Below are 17,113 nucleotides of genomic sequence, written 5' to 3' on the forward strand. Positions count from 1 at the left end.
GAACGCACCGGGCGACGCGTTCGCTCGGAGCGAGACGACCGACCGCGCCGCGGACGTCGGCGCGGGACAGCCTCGAGATCCGATCGATGACTTCGGAACCGACCGCAGCGGGCGAGACCGACCGCGGCGAGCAGCTGTCGTACCTGCTGTCGCTTTCGCGGCCGCGGTTCTGGCTCTATCTCGCGGGGCCGGTCGTCGTCGGCGTCGCCTACGCCGCCGACGCCCCCGACGAGCTGTTCACGCCGGCCACGGTCGCGCTGTTCGTCTACTTCCTCCTGCCGGCGAACGTCTTTCTGTACGGCATCAACGACGTCTACGACCGGGAGATCGACGCCGCGAACCCGAAAAAGGAGGATCGGGAGACGCGCTATCGAGGACAGGGGTACGTCCCGGCGGCCGTCGGGCTCTGTGCGGCGCTGGCGATCCTGCTCGTCCCGCTGGTTGGTGCGGCCGCGGTGCCCTGGCTCGCGGCCTTCCTCCTCCTCGGGGCGGCCTACAGCGCCCCGCCGGCGCGACTCAAGACGACGCCGCTGCTCGATTCGGTCTCGAACGGGCTCTACGTCACGCCCGGGATCGCCGCGTACGCGGCCGTCGCCGGCACCGGACCGCCCCTCCTCGCGATCGGCGGCGGCTGGCTCTGGGCCATGGGGATGCACACCTTCTCCGCGATCCCCGACATCGAACCGGACCGCGAGACGGGGATTCGTACGACCGCGACGGTACTGGGCGAAGCTCGGACCTACGCCTACTGTGGCGCGTGCTGGCTCGCCAGCGCGGCCGCCTTCGGCGCGATCGACGTTCGACTGGGCGCGTTGCTCCTCGTCTATCCCGCGCTCGTGGCCGCCATCGCGACCGCGAGCGTCGCCGTCGACCGCGCGTACTGGTGGTTCCCGGCGATCAACACCGTCGTCGGCGCGGCGTTGACTATGGGCGGGCTCTGGAGGCTGCTGTATGGATAGCGGTGAACCGACCGCGCCGGGGTCAGAGTCCGATGCCTCGAGTCCGCGTTCCGGCGACGCGACCCTCGACGATTCGACCCGGGAGACCGTCCAGCGCCGCCTCGAGGCCCTGATCCGCGAGAACCGGTTTACCATCGCGGTCGTCTTCCCCGTGATCGGTGCGGTGACGCTGGTCGCCAGCGCGGAAGGACTGCTCCCGGCGGCGCTGTCGTACAACCCGCTGCTGATCCTGTTCGGGACGCTGGTGATGCGCTCGCCGCTGGTCGTCGCCCTGTTACCGCAGGTCGACAGACGGGCGGCCCTGCCGCTGGCCGTCCTGGTCGCCTACACCTACGGGATCGAACTGCTTGGCGTCCGGACGGGCTGGCCCTATGGGACCTTCGAGTACGGGATCAGCCTCGGGCCGATGCTCGGCGGCGAGGTGCCGCTTGCCCTGCCGCTGTTTTTCGTCCCGCTGGTGTTGAACGCGTACCTGCTGACGTTGCTGGCGCTTGGCGACCGGGTGGCTCGGCTCGTCCCCCGACTGCTCGGCGCGATCGCCGCCGTGGTAGCGGTCGATCTGGTCCTCGATCCGGCGGCCGTCGCCATCGGCTTCTGGTCGTACGTGCCGCCCGGCGGCTACTACGGCGTCCCGCTCTCGAACTACCGAGGCTGGCTCCTCTCTGGGACCGTCGCCGTCGTCCTCGTCGAACTCGCCTTCGACCGGCGGGCGCTCGTCGATCGCGTCCGGGCCTGCGAGTTCGCGCTGGACGACCTGGTGAGCTTCGTCCTCCTGTGGGGTGCGATCAACCTCCTCTATACGAACTGGCTGGCGGCCGGGGTGGCCGGCGCGTTCTGTCTCGGCCTGCTCCGGACCGACCGCTACGACCTCGGGATGGTCCGAGGAACGTAACGGGGAGTCCGGCCGGCGTCGAACGCAGTCGAGTATGCCGGCCACTCGCTTTTGCTCGTGGCCCTCGTGGCCCCCGTATGGCGACCAAAGAACCCCTCGAGTGTCCGGTCTGTCGCGAGCCGCCAAGGGCCGGCCGGCAACTCGAGGACCATCTGGTCGACGAACACGAAAAGCGCAAGCTGGCGAAGTTCATCGTCGCCGAGACGGCGGCACTGACGACCGACGACGTCTCGGAGTGATCAGACGAACAGGCTCGAGATGGCGTCGCCCAGCAGGAGTAGTAACACGACTGCGGCGACGGTTATCGCGAGCCAGACGCCGAGACCGATCGCCGTCGTCCGGGCCATGCGTTTGTCGTTGCCGGTGATATCGGACCCTGTGTCCGTGGACATACCGTCGGTTACGGGACCGGTCACAACGAAGGAATAGCCACCATATCGAGGGGTTTCAAAAGCTACCGCGTCGGGATACCGTCGCCGTGTTCGGGCCCGTGACGGCTGGGCTCGCGGGTCGGCACCGCCGACACCCGCTGGAACACCGCTTCCGGATCCCGGTTCCAGTGCCAGTGCCAGCGCGTCTTCGCGAGACACCACAGCTTCCGAGCCGTCGACAGCGACGGCTCGGCGGAGAGGACGTCGTACTCCTGGGCGCGGATGAGCGAGTGGTGTTCCGCATAGAGGACCGCCGCCAGCAACACGGGCAGCTGGCAGTCCTCGGGGAGATACCGGATGCCGGCGACCCCTTCTCGGTAGAGGTCCTCGGTTCGTTTGAGTTCGGCCTCCATCGCCGCCGCGAACGACTCGGAGTGTTCGAGGCGTTCGACCTGCGCCGGATCGACGCCGTGTTCACGAAGCGTCTCCTGTGGGATGTAGATCCGATCCCGCTCGACGACGTCTTCCCGAACGTCCCGCAGGAAGTTCGTCATCTGGAACGCCTCGCCGAGTGTCACCGCGTGGGGGATCGCCGTCTCCTCGGCCTCGGGCTCCATGATAGCGGTCATCATCACGCCGACCGCAGCCGCCGACCCGCGCATGTACGACTCCAGGTCCGCGTAGGTCTCGTACCGGTGGGTGTCGATGTCCGTCGCCATCGCGTCGATGAAGACGTCGACCTCGCGGTCGCTGATGCCGTATCGCTCCCGAAGCTCGACGAACGCCTCGAGGACCGGATCGTCGGGCTCGCGTTCTCCCAGTGCCTGTTCCCGGAGTTCCTCGAGTTGTGCGCGCTGTTGGGCCGGGTCGACGCCCGCGGCGTCGTCGACGACCTCGTCGGCGATCCGAAAGAACGCGTAGAGGACGTGCGTGGCGTGTCGCACTCGCTCGGGGAGAAACCGCGTCGCGAGATAGAACGTCTTCCCGGTCCGCTTCTGTATCGCCTTGCCTGCGTGGATGTGTTCCTGTTGCATTCTCTGTTGCTGACCCTACCCGCCGGCGAACGGATGTATACGGTACGACAGGAGAGTATAAAGTAGCATACCCTCACTATGTTCAGAATCGCTGTCGGACGACGGTCCCGCTCCCGACACAGTCCCATCGACCGACGGATCGGACTGCCATGAGTCGGCTCCGGTGTGACTGCAGGACGGAGACGGTCGCACCGGGAACTCGGGACACCGATCCGTCTCAGTCGAACAGTTCCTCGAGGACCTTCCGCTGGGCGGTCCGGAGGTGCTGGTGGAACGTCGACCGGGAGATATCCATCGAGTCGGCCAGTTCCTCGCCGGAGATGTCGCGGGGCCACTCGAAGTAATTCGCGTGGTATGCCTTTCGCAACGCCAGCAACTGCCGGTCGGTCAGCGACGACTCGAGCCGCGCCGAGACGTCGTGTGGCCGTTGGCTCGGCTCCTCCTGTTCGTGGTAGCTGATTAGTTCGACCCGATCGTACCGGCGTTCGAGGAGGTCGTACGCGGAGCGAGCGGACCGGCTGTCGGGAAACTCGACGGCGAGGTCGGCGACGCCGTCGCTGACCGACAACTCCTGTACTACCGCGCCATGTTCGTTCAGCGCCGTTACTGGGCCGTCCCCGGCGGTGACCTCGAGGAGGGTCCCGCCGTCGTTTTTCGAGAGGACCGAGAGGTCGCGGACGTCCGCGTCCGGTGCGAGGACCGCCTCTTGGTCGATCTCGCGATCGGCATACAGGAGCAACTGCGGCGTCTCGTCGGCGTCGTAGGTCAGCCCGCGGTAGCTGATCGTCGCGTCGACGCGCTCGGACAGCGACGTGACGAACAGCGACGGGTCCTCGACGGCGGCCTCGATCGAGACGACGGCCTCGCTCGTGAGCATCCGCCTGGCCTCGAGGGCGTTCATCGCGGTCGCGACCGTCCCAGCGAGCGACTCGAGGACCAGCGACTCCCGCTCGTCGAAGACATCCGTTTCGTCGGCAAACACCACGAGGACGCCGTAGGTCACGTCGCCGTAGGCAAGCGGCAACGCGGCGACCGACTGGAACCGCTCGCCGGCTCCCACGGGCCACCAGCGGTCGGCGTCGTCGAACGCGTCGATATCGTCGATCACCCACGGCTCGTGGTCGACGAACGCCCGAACCGCGGGGTGGGATTCGTCGCTCTCGAGAACGAGTTCGTCGTCCTCGAGCGGGACGTCGTCGCGACTGGCCCACTCCCGGGGCGAGAGCCGCTGTCTCGTGACGTCGACCCGGCCGGTCCAGGCGAGGACGTACGGCTCGGTGTCGGTCAACCGCGTACAGACGTCGCGCTCGAGGGCCGCCCGGGTCTCCGCACCGACCGCCGCATCGGTGATCTCGGTGACGAGCCCGTCGACCCGCTCGAGGACGTGTTCGACGGTTTCCCGTTCCGCACGGATTCGGCGCTCGTTCTCCTCGGCGGCGATCTCGGCCAGTTTCCGGTCGGTGATCTCGAGGTGGACTAGCGACGCCAGCCGCCGGCCGTCGTGTGAAAACCGGGTGACACGCATCAGGAACCAGCGCTGCTGATCGGGCGAGTGACACGGGTACTCCATCGAAAACGCGTCCCGGTCGCCCGCGAGGACGGCCTCGATCCCCTCGACCGCCCGCCGGGCGTGTTCGTCCTCGGCCGTCGTGGCGTTCGCGAGGTAGTCGACGCCGACGTGGTCCGTGGGGCCGTCCGCGGGACCGAACTCGCGCCAGGAACGGTTGGTCAACAGGATCTCTCCGTTCTCATCGATGAGTGCGACGGTGATCGGAAGGTCCTCGAGCGCCGACGCAGCGAGTTCGTGCCGAGTGCCCATCGGTCCGACGTACGGGATTGGCCCTCTTAACACGATTGGACGGTCGTGCGTGCTGGACCGAACCGCTCGGCCCCAGCATCTCGGCGATCCTCGCCCCACCGATGTCCGACGAGCCGACCACTGTGAGCGACGTCAGCGACTGCTCATGCTCTCATCGAGACGTTTAATTGGCTGTTTGATAGTTTCGACAACGCTTTTATTACTGTTCGTGGACGGCTCCCACGGAGATCCGGCGTCCCGGACTGCCGAACCGACGACTCGAGCGCTGAATCGGGCGGCCCGCCGGCCCGCGGCTCGCCCGTCGACGGGCGCTCGAGGACGGCGGCCGATCCGTCGAGCCGATCTCCGAACTCGTCCACGCGTTCCCCTGTCAGACGCGGTCGCGGCCGGTCGTCGCGATCGGCCGCTCGACCCGTCGGAACCGGTGAGAGATATCCGAATGTGAACAAATACCTATGTATGGTCATGACATAGAGTAGCTCATGGCACAGGATCAAGCGACGCGCGGACGGTCACGGTGTCGCAACTGTGGCTTCGAAGCACCCGGCGGAGACGACGACTGGCGGCGGATCGAGGTCCCGAAACTGGGCCGGATGACCCAGTGTCCGGACTGTGAGAGTACGGACGTCATCACCACCCGCTGAGTTTCACCCGACGAGCGTCGGGCCGGCCACGAACAGACTCTTCAACGGCTCGCCCCTACTGCGGGTATGAGCAACGAACCAGCGGAAACCCCGTCGGCCGACGAGGACTGGCGCGACCGACTGAGCGACGAGGAGTACCGAATCCTCCGGGAAGCGGGAACCGAGCCGGCGTTCAGCGGCGAGTACGTCGACCACAAGGAAGACGGCACCTACGCCTGTGCTGGCTGCGGTGCCGAACTGTTCGACTCCGAGACGAAGTTCGAGTCCGGCTGTGGCTGGCCCAGCTTCTACGATACCGACAGCGACCGGGTCGAAACCCGCCTCGATACGAGCCACGGGATGCGACGGACGGAAGTGGTGTGTGCGAACTGCGGCGGTCACCTGGGTCACGTCTTCGACGACGGCCCCGAACCGACCGGCAAGCGATACTGCATCAACTCCGTCGCGCTGGATTTCGACGACGAGTGATGGCCCGACTCGAGGGGGCTTCGCCGGCGACTGCACATGGACGGGCCACCGGCCGTCGTTCGGACGGGCTGCGGCGGTAGCGACTGCGCGGCCGACAGGGAGCGACCGCCGAGTTCCGAGATTCAACCCGAGCGGCAAATAGGGCCAGTATCTAAACGAAACTGGCCCATTATGTCCAATATTCAACCACCAATCGATCTCCTTCCGGAACATTCATACTTCAGGTGGCGGAACGGTCGACCATGACGCCCGAAGCGACACCGGTCGGACGAGAGGCGGACAGGGCGAGCGACGTCGTCGGCGCGGTCGACGAGATCGACGGTCGGCCGCATCTCGTCGTCGCCGACATCGCTCGAGACGACGCCTGGATCGCGATGGCCGAGTCGGCGGCCGTCGCCGTCGAAGACCACCGGTAGGCCGCTCGGGAGTTTTCTCACGCCGTCGCGGGCTTCGCCAGCGACCGCTCTCGCCCTCGCGACGCGCCGTACGGATCGTCGACGGTAACGGCGACACGGACGTTATCCGGCGGGACTCGAGCGGCGAATGCGTGTCGATTCCAGCGAGCGCGACCGGACCGATGGGTTCTATCGGCCGGAGGTCGTATCGGGAACGATGGCTTCCGAACGGCCGCTCGATGGCGCTCGACTCCTCGTCGTCGCACCCACCGAAGCGAGACCCGAGCCGCTGGCGAGCGTCCTCGACGACGACGCGCTCGACGCGACCGCGGTGTCGACCGCCACGGCGGCGCTCGAGCGCCTCGAAACGACGTCCGTCGACTGTCTGTTGACCGTCCAGTCGCTCCCGGATCGGAGCGGGCTCGCCCTCCTCGAGGCGGTCAGGGAACGCGAGCCCGACCTGCCGGTCGTCCTCGCACCGATCGACGGCGACGAGTCGATCGCCAGCGCGGCGATCGCCGCGGACGTCTCGGCGTACGTCCCCCTCGACGACACCGCCGACGGGCCGGCCGAGGACCTCCGGTCGGCGATCGAACGGGCGTTGTCGGCCGCCGACGACCGCCGGTGGCGGCGGGATCGCGCTCGAGCGTTCGACGCCGTCTTCGACGACCCGGACGCGTACGGCTGGCTGCTCGCGCCGGACGGGACCGTGCGGCGGGCCAACGAGCCCGCACTCGAGGCGATCGACGCGACCGCGACCGACGTCCGGGGCCGCTCCTTCGCGGAACTCCCGTGGTGGGAGTCGACCGTCGACGGGGAAGCGGTCCTCCGGGACGCGATCGACGCGGCCGCGAGCGGGGAGATCACACACCGAGAGCTGACGTGTGTCCGCGCCGACGGTGCGACCGCTCGAGACGGGAGCGACGCCGCGGCGGAGACCGACGATTCCGATCGGCGTCGAACGTTCGAGGTGACCGTCCGCCCGATCCGCGACGAGTCCGGGACCGTCGTCTCGCTGTTCGCGCGGGCGGACGACGTCACCGAGCGCGCCCGCCTCGAGCGGGAGTTACGCGAGTCCGAGCAGCTGCACCGCGTAACGCTCAACAACATGACCGACACGGTCCTCATCACCGACGACGACGGGGCGTTCACCTACGTCTGTCCGAACGTCCACTTCGTCTTCGGCTACTCCGACGACGAGATCCACGAGATGGGGACCATCGACGAACTGCTCGGGCCGGACCTCTTCGACCGCGACGAACTCGAGGCGGCCGGCGTCCTGACCAACATCGAGTGTACTGCCACTGATAGGGCGGGCCGGGAACACACCCTGCTGGTCAACGTCCGGGAAGTCTCGATTCAGGGCGGGACGACCCTCTACAGTTGCCGCGACGTGACGACGCGGAAACGCCGCGAGGAGGCGCTGACGGCGTTGCATCGAACTACCCGCGAGCTGCTGTACGCCGAGACGGACCGCGAGATCGCCGATATCGTCGTCGACGACGCGGCGGACGTCCTCGACCTCGAGGCCAGCGCCGCGTACCTGTTCGACACGGACGAGAACGTCCTGCGGCCGGCCGCGTCCTCGCCGGCCATGGAGCGGTTACACGGGCCGGTCCGGGACCACCGGGCGACGGACGACAGCGTTCCCGGTCGCGTCTTCGTCGACGGCGAGAGCCGGTTCTTCGCGGACGTCCACGAGTCGCCGTTGCTCTCGAACCCGGGGACGGAACTGCGAAGCGTCGCGTCCGTTCCCCTCGGGGACCACGGCGTCTTCGTCGCGGGTTCGAGCGAACCGGATGCCTTCGACGACGTCGCCCGCGAGTTGACGGACCTGCTGGCCGCGACCACCGAGGCCGCGCTCGACCGCGTCGGGCGCGAGCGGACGCTGCGCGACCGCGATCGCGAACTCGAGCGACGCAACCGTCAACTCACTCGGCTCAACGGGATCAACGAGATCATCAGGGACCTCGATCAGGCGCTGGTCGGGGCCGAAACCCGCGACGAGATCGAACGCGCCGTCTGCGACCGGCTCACGACCGCGGATCGGTTTTCGTTCGCCTGGATCGGGGCGGCCGATACCGGCGACGATCGGCTCGCGGTCCGCGCCGACGGCGGTGCGACCGAGGGCCGGGCGTATCTCGACAGCGTGTCGCTCTCGCTGACCGAGGGCACCGAACCCGCGGTTAGGACCGCGGCCGACCGGGCGGTGACCACCGCCTCGAACGTCGCCGACGGGCTCCGCGAGGAACCGTGGCGGTCGGAAGCGCTCGCCTGTGAGTTCCAGTCCGCCGTGAGCGTCCCGCTGTCATACGACGACTTCACGTACGGCGTCCTGACCGTCTACGCCGATCGGCCCGACGCGTTCGACGAGATGGTCCGGACCGTCCTCGCCGAACTCGGGGAGACGATCGCCGCCGCGATCGCCGCCGTCGAGCGCAAGCGCGCGCTCCTCTCGGACTCGAGTACGCGCCTCGAGTTCGCGGTCGGCGACGAGACGGTCCTCTTTACCCGCCTCGCCCGACGGACCGATTGCACCGTCTCGTTCGACGGCGGCGTTCGCCACCGCGAGGACGGTGCGACCGTCGTCGCAACGGTCGAGGGCGCATCGCCCGACGCCGTCGCCGCCGCGGCCACGGACCTCGTCACCGTCGAGGGGGCGCGGGTCATCGGCCGTGACGGCGCCGATGACGACGGCTCCGACGAGGACGCCGGCGGGGCGGTCCTGCTGGATCTCTCGCGACCGGTTCTCGCACTGCAACTCGCGGACCACGGGGTCCTGCTGCGCGGCGTGGAGGCGACCCCCACCGACACGCGGGTCGTCGTGGACGTCCCCAGTTCCGTCGACGCGCGGGGCGGTGCCGACGTCGTCTCGACGGTGTTCTCCGAGGTCGAACTCCGGTCGAAACGATCCGTCGAACGGACGACGCCGCGTGACTTCCACGCGAGCCTCCGCGACCGACTCACCGACCGCCAACTCGAGGTCGTTCGGCTCGCGTACTACGGCGGCTACTTCGAGTCGCCCCGCTCGCAGTCCGGCGAATCGATCGCCGAGACGCTCGACATCTCGCCCGCAGCGTTTTACCGGCACGTGCGGACCGTCCAGCGGAAACTCTTCGCGATCGTGTTCGACGAGATCGGACTGCCGGCAAACCCGTCTCGAGGGGTTGAATAGTGAACCCCCTCCAACCGCCGACGCTAGCTATCTGACGAATAGGTTCATCCTAATATCCCTATTATTCCTAAGTGCGACGAACGCACGATCAGCCGCGCTCGTCATCTCTCACATGCAACACAAAGACGCCGAACTCGACCCCGAGACGGAATCGACCTACGAGTGTTTCGAATGCGGTACTGTCGTCCGCGCTGCCGCGCCGGACGCCTGTCCCGAGTGCGGGGCCGAAATGCGAAACCGGCGCACACCGATCGAGTAACGATGTCATCACAAAAGCGTTCTTCGCCGTCGAACCGGGAAGCAACGGCTGAATCGTCCGACCCGGAAACCGCCCTCGAGACGGCACGCCGGCAACTCGATCGTGCCGCCGCCCGACTGGACGTCGACGACGCGGCCCTCGAGCGGCTTCGCCACCCCGCGTCGGTCCACGAGGTAACGGTACCCCTCGAGCGCGACGACGGATCGGTCGAGGTCTTCACCGGCTACCGGGCCAAACACGACAGCGTTCGCGGCCCATTCAAGGGCGGGCTGCGCTATCATCCCGACGTGACCCGCGACGAGTGTGTCGGGCTCTCGATGTGGATGACCTGGAAGTGTGCGGTGATGGATCTGCCCTTCGGCGGCGCGAAAGGCGGGATCGTCGTCGACCCCAAGCGCCTGAGCGACGACGAGACCGAACGGCTCACGCGGCGGTTTGCACAGGAACTGCGCGACGTGATCGGGCCGAAGACGGACATCCCCGCGCCGGACATGGGGACTGATCCGCAGACGATGGCGTGGCTGATGGACGCCTACAGTATGCAGGAAGGCGAGACCATCCCCGGCGTCGTCACCGGCAAACCGCCCGTCATCGGCGGCAGCTACGGCCGCGAGGAAGCGCCAGGCCGAAGCGTCGCCATCGTCACTCGGGAGACCTGCGAGTACTACGACTACCCCCTCTCCGAGACGACCGTCGCCGTTCAGGGCTTCGGCAGCGTCGGTGCCAACGCCGCCCGCCTGCTCGCCGACTGGGGCGCAACCGTCGTCGCCGTCAGCGACGTCAACGGCGGGGTCTACGACCCGGACGGGATCGACGTCGCGGCGATCCCCTCCCACGACGAGGAGCCCGAAGCCGTCACCCGGTTCGCGGCCGGCCTCACCGAGGACGACAGTCCGCGCCGGCTCTCGAACGAAGAATTGCTCGAGCTAGACGTCGACGTTCTGGTCCCAGCCGCGATCGGCAACGTCATCACCGCCGACAACGCCGATTCGATCGCGGCCGACATCGTCGTCGAAGGTGCCAACGGCCCGACGACGTTCGCGGCCGACACCATCCTCGAGGAACGCGGGATCCACGTAATCCCGGACATCCTCGCGAACGCGGGCGGCGTCACCGTCTCTTACTTCGAGTGGCTCCAAGACATCAACCGCCGCGCGTGGGCGCTCGAGCGGGTCAACGAGGAACTCGAGTCCGAGATGGTCCGGGCCTGGACCGCCCTGAAAGACGAGGTCGAACGGGCGGACGTCTCGTGGCGTGATGCCGCCTACGCCGTCGCGCTCGAGCGGGTCGCCGAGGCCCACGAGGCGCGCGGCCTGTGGCCGTAACACGACCGTAGAAACGGCCCACTGTCGCCGCATCTCGAGACCCGTCGCCCCGTGATTTCGGCCCTCTATCGTTTCCGCGTGGCTCGGAGTCCGTTTGGATCGGGCGATCCGCGTTCCGATCGATCGCTGGTTGGCCGTCTCACTCGAGGTACGCGAGTGCCTCCTCGTCGCTGACCTGGCCGAACGTCCGGTAGTACTGGCCGACGGCGCGGAAATCGGCCGGCGTCTCCAGCGCGATGATCTCGTCGGCCTCCCGCTCGAGGTCGTCGATCGCGCGCGGGGAGCCGACGGGGACGGCGAGCCCGACCCACTCCGGGCCGGCCTCGCGGACCTGTCGGAGGCAGGCGGTCGCGGTCGCGCCGGTCGCGACGCCGTCGTCGACGACCAGCACGCGTTTTCCCGCCAGCTCCGGCAGCCCGTCACCCTCGCGGTAGCGGTCGGCCTTCTCGCGGGCGTTTGCGGCCTCCTCGGTGCGGATCTCCTCGAGGTATTCTTCGTCGGGATCGAGCCGCTCGAGCAGGCCGTCGTTGTACCAGACGCTACCGTCGCTGGCGACGGCACCCAGGGCCACCTCGGGGTTTTCCGGCGCACCCAATTTACGGGCGACGACCACGTCGATGTCGGCCGCGAGCGTGTCGGCGACCGGCCGCGCGACGGGCAAGGCACCGCGGGGAATCCCGAGGACGACGTCGACGTCGAGGCCACGATCCACGAGCGCTGCGGCGAGGCGGTCGCCGGCGTCGGTTCTGTCCTCGAACATGGCTCGAGCTACGACGGCGATCCATATTAGCTTCCGCCGTCGGTGCTGGCCACAAACCGGAACTCGCCTGCCGAACGGCTACACGGGACCGCTCGGGACGTAAGATATGGGTCGCCTCCAGCAAACGCTCTCGAACGTCAGCGACGACACTGGACGGGACAACGGCCGCGTCGGTATCGTCGGCAGCAGCGTCGCGTATCCGAACCAGCCCGCGCTGGCCGGGCGTGCGGCGCTGCGGACCGGCTCCGACCACGTCCGGGCGTTCGTCCCCGAACCGATCTACGAGGTCGTCGCGGGCCACTCACCGAACCTGCTCGTCGATCACCACGGCCACGAGTCGTTCGCCGACGACGCGATCGAACGGACGCTCGAGGTGGCCGAGTGGGCCGACGCCGTCGTGATCGGCCCCGGCCTCGTCGACGCCGATCCCGACGCGGTATGCGAAGCGGTCGACCGCATCGAGACGCCGACCGTCGTCGATGCGCTGGCGATCGAACCCGCCCTCGAGGCCGACCTCTCGAACGTGATCCTGACGCCCAGTGGCTCCGAGGACGACCCGATCTACGAGGCCTACGGCTCGCTCGAGGCCTTTTCCGAGGAGACCGGTGCGGTCGTCACACTCACGGGCGGGGTCGACGAGATCGTCGCCGAGGGCGACCGGATCGAAAACGAGACCGGTACGTCGGCTATGACCGTCGCCGGGACGGGGGATACGATGGCCGGAATCACGGCCTCGCTGCTCGGGCAGGGGACCGACCGCCGGGAGGCCGCCGAGTTGGGCGCGTGGATCCTCGGCAAGACCGGCGAATTAGCGACCGCGGAGTACGGCCCCGGCGTCGTCGCGACCGACGTCATCGAGCGCATCCCCAAGGCGATCCGGTAGCCGCGAGTGCCGCTCGATCAGGACTCCCGCCGTCTTCGGAGCCGGCCCCGTACGATCGGCGTCGCCGGAAGGACGCCGACCCGGGTGCGTTCGATCTCGAGGACGTCGAACGCGTCGTGGCCGACGAACCGCTCGACGGTCTCGCGGTTCAGCTGACAGCCGCCCGCAGCCCGCTCCCAGATGGGGTTCAGTCGGTCCTGTACCCGCGCGCGCCAGCCGTCGTTGCGGACGTGTTCGAGAAAGCGCAGTTCCCCACCCGGCTCCAGCACGCGGGCGACCTCGTCCAACGCTCGGTCGGGGTCACCGATCGTACAGAAGACCAGACTCGAGATCACGGTCCCGAACGCGTCGTCGACGTACGGCAGCGACTCCGCGCGGTCGTCCCGGAGCTGGGTCCGCAGGGCCGACCGGTCGGCCGTCGACGCCGCCCGACGGCGCATGTTCGGGTCCGGTTCGACGGCGTGATACTCGAGGTCGTCGTCGCCGCCCGCGGCGACGTAGGGGATCATCGCGCCCGTCCCCGCGCCGAGGTCGAGGACCCGTCCCGAGAGATCGGCCGCGAGATACTCACGGTGAGGGCCGACCAGCAGTCGGTCCGGCATACACCGGTCATAGAGGGCCGCAAAGCAGGGGTGGTCGATTCGCCGTTCACCCATTGTGCGCGAAGAGAGACCGCTTCCCATTGTGACTCGGTCCAACCGACGAGGGCCCGACTGATACCCGTTTTCCCGCCCGCTCGAGACTCCGGGGGTGTTCCGGCCTACTCTCGAGCGGTTTATGACCGAACACGCCGGTAGTCCCCGTATGAGCGACGACCGACTCCGCATGACGCCGGGGCCGACCGCGGTGCCGGCCGCCGTCCGCGACCGGATGGCCGAACCGACGCCCAACCCCGACGTCGAACCCGAATTCTTCGACTTCTATCGAAAGCTGACCGACGACCTCGGGGCGATCTACGGCGACGACGACATCGTGATCCTCGGCGGCGAGGGCATCCTCGGCCTCGAGGCCGCGGTCGCCTCGCTGGTCGAACCCGGCGACCGGGTGCTGTGTATCGCCAACGGCCCCTACGGCGAGGGCTTTGCGGACTTCGTCGAGAGCTACGACGGCGAGGCGGTCGTCTGTGACTCCCCGTGGCGCGACCCGATCGACCTCGCGGCCGTCGAGTCTCACCTCACGGACGGCTCGTTCGACGTCGCGACGATGGTCCACTGCGAGACGCCGACCGGCGTCCTGAACGACCTCGAGCCGGTCCTCGATCTCCTCGAAGACCACGGCGTCATCAGCGTCGTCGACGCCGTCTCCTCGCTCGGCGGGACGGCCGTGCCGACCGACCGGATCGACGTTTGTCTCGGGGCCTCCCAGAAGTGTTTCAGCGCGCCGCCGGGCCTGACCGTCGCCTCGGTCAGCGACCGCGCCTGGGCGAAGATCGAATCGTTCGAGACCCGCGGCTTCTACACCGATCTCGAGCCCTGGCGCGACGCCGCCGACGAGGAGTGGTTCCCCTACACGCACCTGTCCGCGAACCTCTACGGACTCGGCGCTGCGATCGACCTACTGCTCGAGGAGGGACTCGAGACCGTCTTCGAGCGCCACGAGCGGGCCGCACGGCGGTGTCGCGAGCGGGCCGCCGACCTTGGGCTGTCGGTCTACCCCGACGGCGCACAGTCGTCGCCGACGGTGACCGCACTCGAGGTCCCGGGTCGGGCCGAGGAACTGCAGCGGACGCTGGCCGACGACCACGGTGTCGTCCTCGCGACTGGGCTCGGCGACCTCGCCGCCGACGTCCTCCGGGTCGGCCACATGGGACACAACGCCCGGGTCGACCGGGTCGAGCGAACGATGGACGCGCTCGAGGCCGTCCTCGAGGAGTGACGCGGTCGGGCCCGTTACCTGTCGGTACGAGGCTGCGTTACGGGACGATCCGTTACTGACCTCGCGTATCAACGTTCCACTTCGATATTTGTCCATGACTCCGACAATATCACCAGCAATATATGCTGTATAAGGTTACAGATGCGGAGTATATCGGGACGTAAACAAACAACAATTAAGATCATACATCACACTGTATTTGTCTAGAGGTACCATGACACAGGTCATATGGATCATCGCGGCAGTGCTGGTAACGTTCACTGTGGGGTACGTGGGTTATTCCCGATATTTGACGCGTTTCGTCGAACTCGACGAAGACGCGGAGACACCGGCACACAAGTACGAGGACGGACAGGAGTACGTCCCGTCGAAGAAACCGGTTCTGTTGGGACATCACTACTCGAGTATCGCCGGTGGGGCACCGATCGTGGGACCGATCACGGCCGGGGCGATCTGGGGCTGGGTGCCCGCGCTACTGTGGATCGCCATCGGGAACCCACTGATGGGCGCCGTCCACGACTTCGTCTCGCTGTCGGGCAGTCTGCGCCACGAAGGGAAGTCGATCGGCTACATGATCGGGGAGTACGTCGGCGAGAGCGGGAAGAACATGCTGCTGTGGTTCGCGTTCCTGACGATCATCCTCGTCGTCGCCGTCTTCGCGCTGGTCGTCGGGATCGTCTTCAACGCCTATCCACAGGTCGTGACGGCGTCGCTGCTGTACATCGGGTTGGCGCTCGCCTTCGGCGTCTACCTCTACCAGTTCAACGGCCCGTTCATCCCGGGGACGATACTGTTCGTCGCCGGGGTCTTCGCGGCCGTCTGGGTCGGCCTCGAGTACCCGCTCGCGCTCTTTGCCGGCGACTATCCCTCGGGCACCATCGTGCTGTTCGGCGGTGACGGGAGCTGGGTGCCCGGTGCCGCGGCGCTGGAGGGAATCGGCGGCGGCAACACCGCCGGCTGGGTGCCGATAATTCTGGTCTACGCGGCGGTCGCGAGCGCGCTTCCGGTGTGGGTGTTGCTCCAGCCGCGTGACTACCTGTCGTCGTTCCTGCTGTACGCCGGCGTCGGTGGTGCGACCCTCGCGATCATCGTCGGCACGTTCTTCGGGACGGCCAATCAGGACCTCGTCATCGACAGCTCGATCGCCGCGTTCGAAGGGTTCTGGGGCGCGGAAGCGGCCGGCTACGCGCCGCTGTTCCCGCTGCTTTTTATAACGATCGCCTGTGGGACGATCAGCGGGTTCCACTCGCTGGTCTCCTCGGGGACCACGGCCAAACAGCTCGACAAGGAGACCGACGCCCGCCTGATCGGCTACGGCGGCATGCTCGGTGAGGGCCTGCTTGCCGCGGTCGCGCTCTCGACGCTTGCCGTGTGGGGCGCGCCCGACGTCGGCGGCGGCATCGGTGCCGCTCTGCCGAACTTCGCCTCGGGCGGCGGCGTCATCCTCACGAGTTTCGGCGTCCCCGAGACCGCCGGCGCCGTGTTCATGGCGCTGGTCCTCTGTAGCTTCCTGCTGACCTCGACCGACACGGCCGTCCGCCTCGGCCGGTACATGATGGAAGAGATCGTCGGCACGCCCGCCGGACGGACCGACACGGGGCTGAACGCGGACCCGCGATCGTTCGTTCGCGGCCGGTACACCAACCCGATCGTCCAGGCCGTCCCGGCGTACCTGCTGGTTATCTCCGGGCAGTGGGTCGTTCTCTGGCAGCTGTTCGGCGGTGCGAACCAGCTGCTGGCCGCGCTTGCCCTGCTGACCGCGACCGTCTGGCTGGCCAACTGGGACGACAGCAAACAGCTCGTCTCGACCGGCGTCCCGATGGCCGTCATGGTCACGATCACCGTCCTCGGGCTCTCGATTCTGGTGTTCTACGAGAACCTCTACCTGAACCTGATCGAGGGCGGTGCAGGAACCCTCAGCGAGCAACTCTCCGCGGTCGTGCAGATGGCGCTCGGCCTCGTTCTCATCGGCCTCGCGCTCGCGCTCGTCAGGCTGGGCTACCGGAACATCAGCCGCGTCCGTCGCGGCCCCGAGACGCCCGCCGCCGAACCCGGCGACGACTGACGTCGTCCTCGCCGATCCGTTCTTTCGCCGTGTCTCGTGGACCGACAGTACCGCGCCTTGAGTCACTCGAGACCCCCAGCCGTCTGCGACACGCACATCCGTCGGCGACCCGCACCGCCGACTGTGGGTTCGAACGATCGCTCCGAAATCGTCGCGGACGGCGGCGACTGATCTCGTGTCGTCGACGTT

The 17,113-nt window shown here is 67.8% G+C and carries 17 protein-coding genes; 12 read left to right on the forward strand and 5 right to left on the reverse strand.

The features are described from left to right. Positions 1 to 86 precede the first annotated feature (86 nt). The 3 genes from ACERIM_RS18105 to ACERIM_RS18115 all read left to right on the forward strand — a co-directional run bounded on the left by ACERIM_RS18105 (position 87) and on the right by ACERIM_RS18115 (position 2,090). Positions 87 to 959 carry a prenyltransferase gene (locus ACERIM_RS18105; protein ID WP_373633688.1) on the forward strand — a complete coding sequence of 291 codons (873 nt, stop codon included), beginning with the start codon at positions 87 to 89 and terminating at the stop codon, positions 957 to 959. Then, complete coding sequence (gene cruF / locus ACERIM_RS18110) at positions 952 to 1,851, forward strand: bisanhydrobacterioruberin hydratase (RefSeq protein WP_373633689.1); 900 nt, start codon at positions 952 to 954, stop codon at positions 1,849 to 1,851. Before ACERIM_RS18105 ends, cruF begins: the two co-directional genes overlap by 8 nt. Before the next feature lie 77 nt (positions 1,852 to 1,928). After that, positions 1,929 to 2,090, forward strand: coding sequence for a hypothetical protein (locus ACERIM_RS18115; RefSeq protein ID WP_006649528.1), 162 nt, complete (start codon positions 1,929 to 1,931; stop codon positions 2,088 to 2,090). On the opposite strand, the gene ACERIM_RS18120 is transcribed toward ACERIM_RS18115, so the two are convergent. The 3 genes from ACERIM_RS18120 to ACERIM_RS18130 all read right to left on the reverse strand — a co-directional run bounded on the left by ACERIM_RS18120 (position 2,091) and on the right by ACERIM_RS18130 (position 5,075). Then, positions 2,091 to 2,243 carry a hypothetical protein gene (locus tag ACERIM_RS18120; RefSeq protein WP_006649529.1) on the reverse strand — a complete coding sequence of 51 codons (153 nt, stop codon included), beginning with the start codon at positions 2,241 to 2,243 and terminating at the stop codon, positions 2,091 to 2,093. A 62-nt stretch (positions 2,244 to 2,305) separates the two neighbouring features. After that, complete coding sequence (locus ACERIM_RS18125) at positions 2,306 to 3,256, reverse strand: phytoene/squalene synthase family protein (protein ID WP_373633690.1); 951 nt, start codon at positions 3,254 to 3,256, stop codon at positions 2,306 to 2,308. Positions 3,257 to 3,473: 217 nt separating this feature from the next. Further along, positions 3,474 to 5,075 (reverse strand): bacterio-opsin activator domain-containing protein, encoded by a 1,602-nt coding sequence (locus ACERIM_RS18130; protein ID WP_373633691.1) that lies wholly within the window; start codon positions 5,073 to 5,075, stop codon positions 3,474 to 3,476. 482 nt (positions 5,076 to 5,557) lie between these two features. Between ACERIM_RS18130 and ACERIM_RS18135 the strand changes: the two genes are divergently transcribed. The 6 genes from ACERIM_RS18135 to gdhB all read left to right on the forward strand — a co-directional run bounded on the left by ACERIM_RS18135 (position 5,558) and on the right by gdhB (position 11,341). Next, positions 5,558 to 5,719, forward strand: a complete 162-nt coding sequence (locus tag ACERIM_RS18135) for a hypothetical protein (RefSeq protein WP_006179815.1) — start codon at positions 5,558 to 5,560, stop codon at positions 5,717 to 5,719. A 66-nt stretch (positions 5,720 to 5,785) separates the two neighbouring features. Beyond that, the gene (msrB, locus tag ACERIM_RS18140; RefSeq protein WP_373633692.1) at positions 5,786 to 6,187 is read left to right on the forward strand and encodes a peptide-methionine (R)-S-oxide reductase MsrB; all 402 of its coding nucleotides are present in this window, start codon (positions 5,786 to 5,788) and stop codon (positions 6,185 to 6,187) included. Between the two features lie 242 nt (positions 6,188 to 6,429). After that, complete coding sequence (locus ACERIM_RS18145) at positions 6,430 to 6,603, forward strand: hypothetical protein (RefSeq protein ID WP_006179817.1); 174 nt, start codon at positions 6,430 to 6,432, stop codon at positions 6,601 to 6,603. Between the two features lie 196 nt (positions 6,604 to 6,799). Continuing rightward, positions 6,800 to 9,757, forward strand: coding sequence for a bacterio-opsin activator domain-containing protein (locus ACERIM_RS18150; RefSeq protein WP_373633693.1), 2,958 nt, complete (start codon positions 6,800 to 6,802; stop codon positions 9,755 to 9,757). A 112-nt stretch (positions 9,758 to 9,869) separates the two neighbouring features. Then, positions 9,870 to 10,016, forward strand: coding sequence for a rubrerythrin-like domain-containing protein (locus tag ACERIM_RS18155; protein WP_006179819.1), 147 nt, complete (start codon positions 9,870 to 9,872; stop codon positions 10,014 to 10,016). Between the two features lie 2 nt (positions 10,017 to 10,018). After that, positions 10,019 to 11,341 (forward strand): glutamate dehydrogenase GdhB, encoded by a 1,323-nt coding sequence (gdhB, locus tag ACERIM_RS18160; protein ID WP_373633694.1) that lies wholly within the window; start codon positions 10,019 to 10,021, stop codon positions 11,339 to 11,341. A gap of 139 nt (positions 11,342 to 11,480) precedes the next feature. On the opposite strand, the gene ACERIM_RS18165 is transcribed toward gdhB, so the two are convergent. Then, positions 11,481 to 12,101: a phosphoribosyltransferase gene (locus ACERIM_RS18165; RefSeq protein WP_373633695.1), complete on the reverse strand. Its 621-nt coding sequence runs from the start codon at positions 12,099 to 12,101 to the stop codon at positions 11,481 to 11,483. Between the two features lie 106 nt (positions 12,102 to 12,207). Between ACERIM_RS18165 and ACERIM_RS18170 the strand changes: the two genes are divergently transcribed. Beyond that, a complete protein-coding gene (locus ACERIM_RS18170) occupies positions 12,208 to 12,984 on the forward strand; it encodes an NAD(P)H-hydrate dehydratase (protein WP_373633696.1) in 777 nt (258 codons plus the stop codon). 17 nt (positions 12,985 to 13,001) lie between these two features. Here ACERIM_RS18170 and ACERIM_RS18175 read toward each other — a convergent pair whose 3' ends face one another. After that, positions 13,002 to 13,640, reverse strand: a complete 639-nt coding sequence (locus tag ACERIM_RS18175; RefSeq protein ID WP_373633697.1) for a class I SAM-dependent methyltransferase — start codon at positions 13,638 to 13,640, stop codon at positions 13,002 to 13,004. 148 nt (positions 13,641 to 13,788) lie between these two features. Here ACERIM_RS18175 and ACERIM_RS18180 point away from each other — a divergent pair, with 148 nt between their 5' ends. Beyond that, positions 13,789 to 14,859: an alanine--glyoxylate aminotransferase family protein gene (locus ACERIM_RS18180; RefSeq protein WP_373633698.1), complete on the forward strand. Its 1,071-nt coding sequence runs from the start codon at positions 13,789 to 13,791 to the stop codon at positions 14,857 to 14,859. A gap of 214 nt (positions 14,860 to 15,073) precedes the next feature. Next, positions 15,074 to 16,924 (forward strand): carbon starvation protein A, encoded by a 1,851-nt coding sequence (locus ACERIM_RS18185; protein WP_006649541.1) that lies wholly within the window; start codon positions 15,074 to 15,076, stop codon positions 16,922 to 16,924. Positions 16,925 to 17,113: the final 189 nt, after the last annotated feature.

Origin of the sequence: Natrinema sp. H-ect1, assembly GCF_041821105.1 — an archaeon.
GTDB lineage: Archaea > Halobacteriota > Halobacteria > Halobacteriales > Natrialbaceae > Natrinema > Natrinema thermotolerans.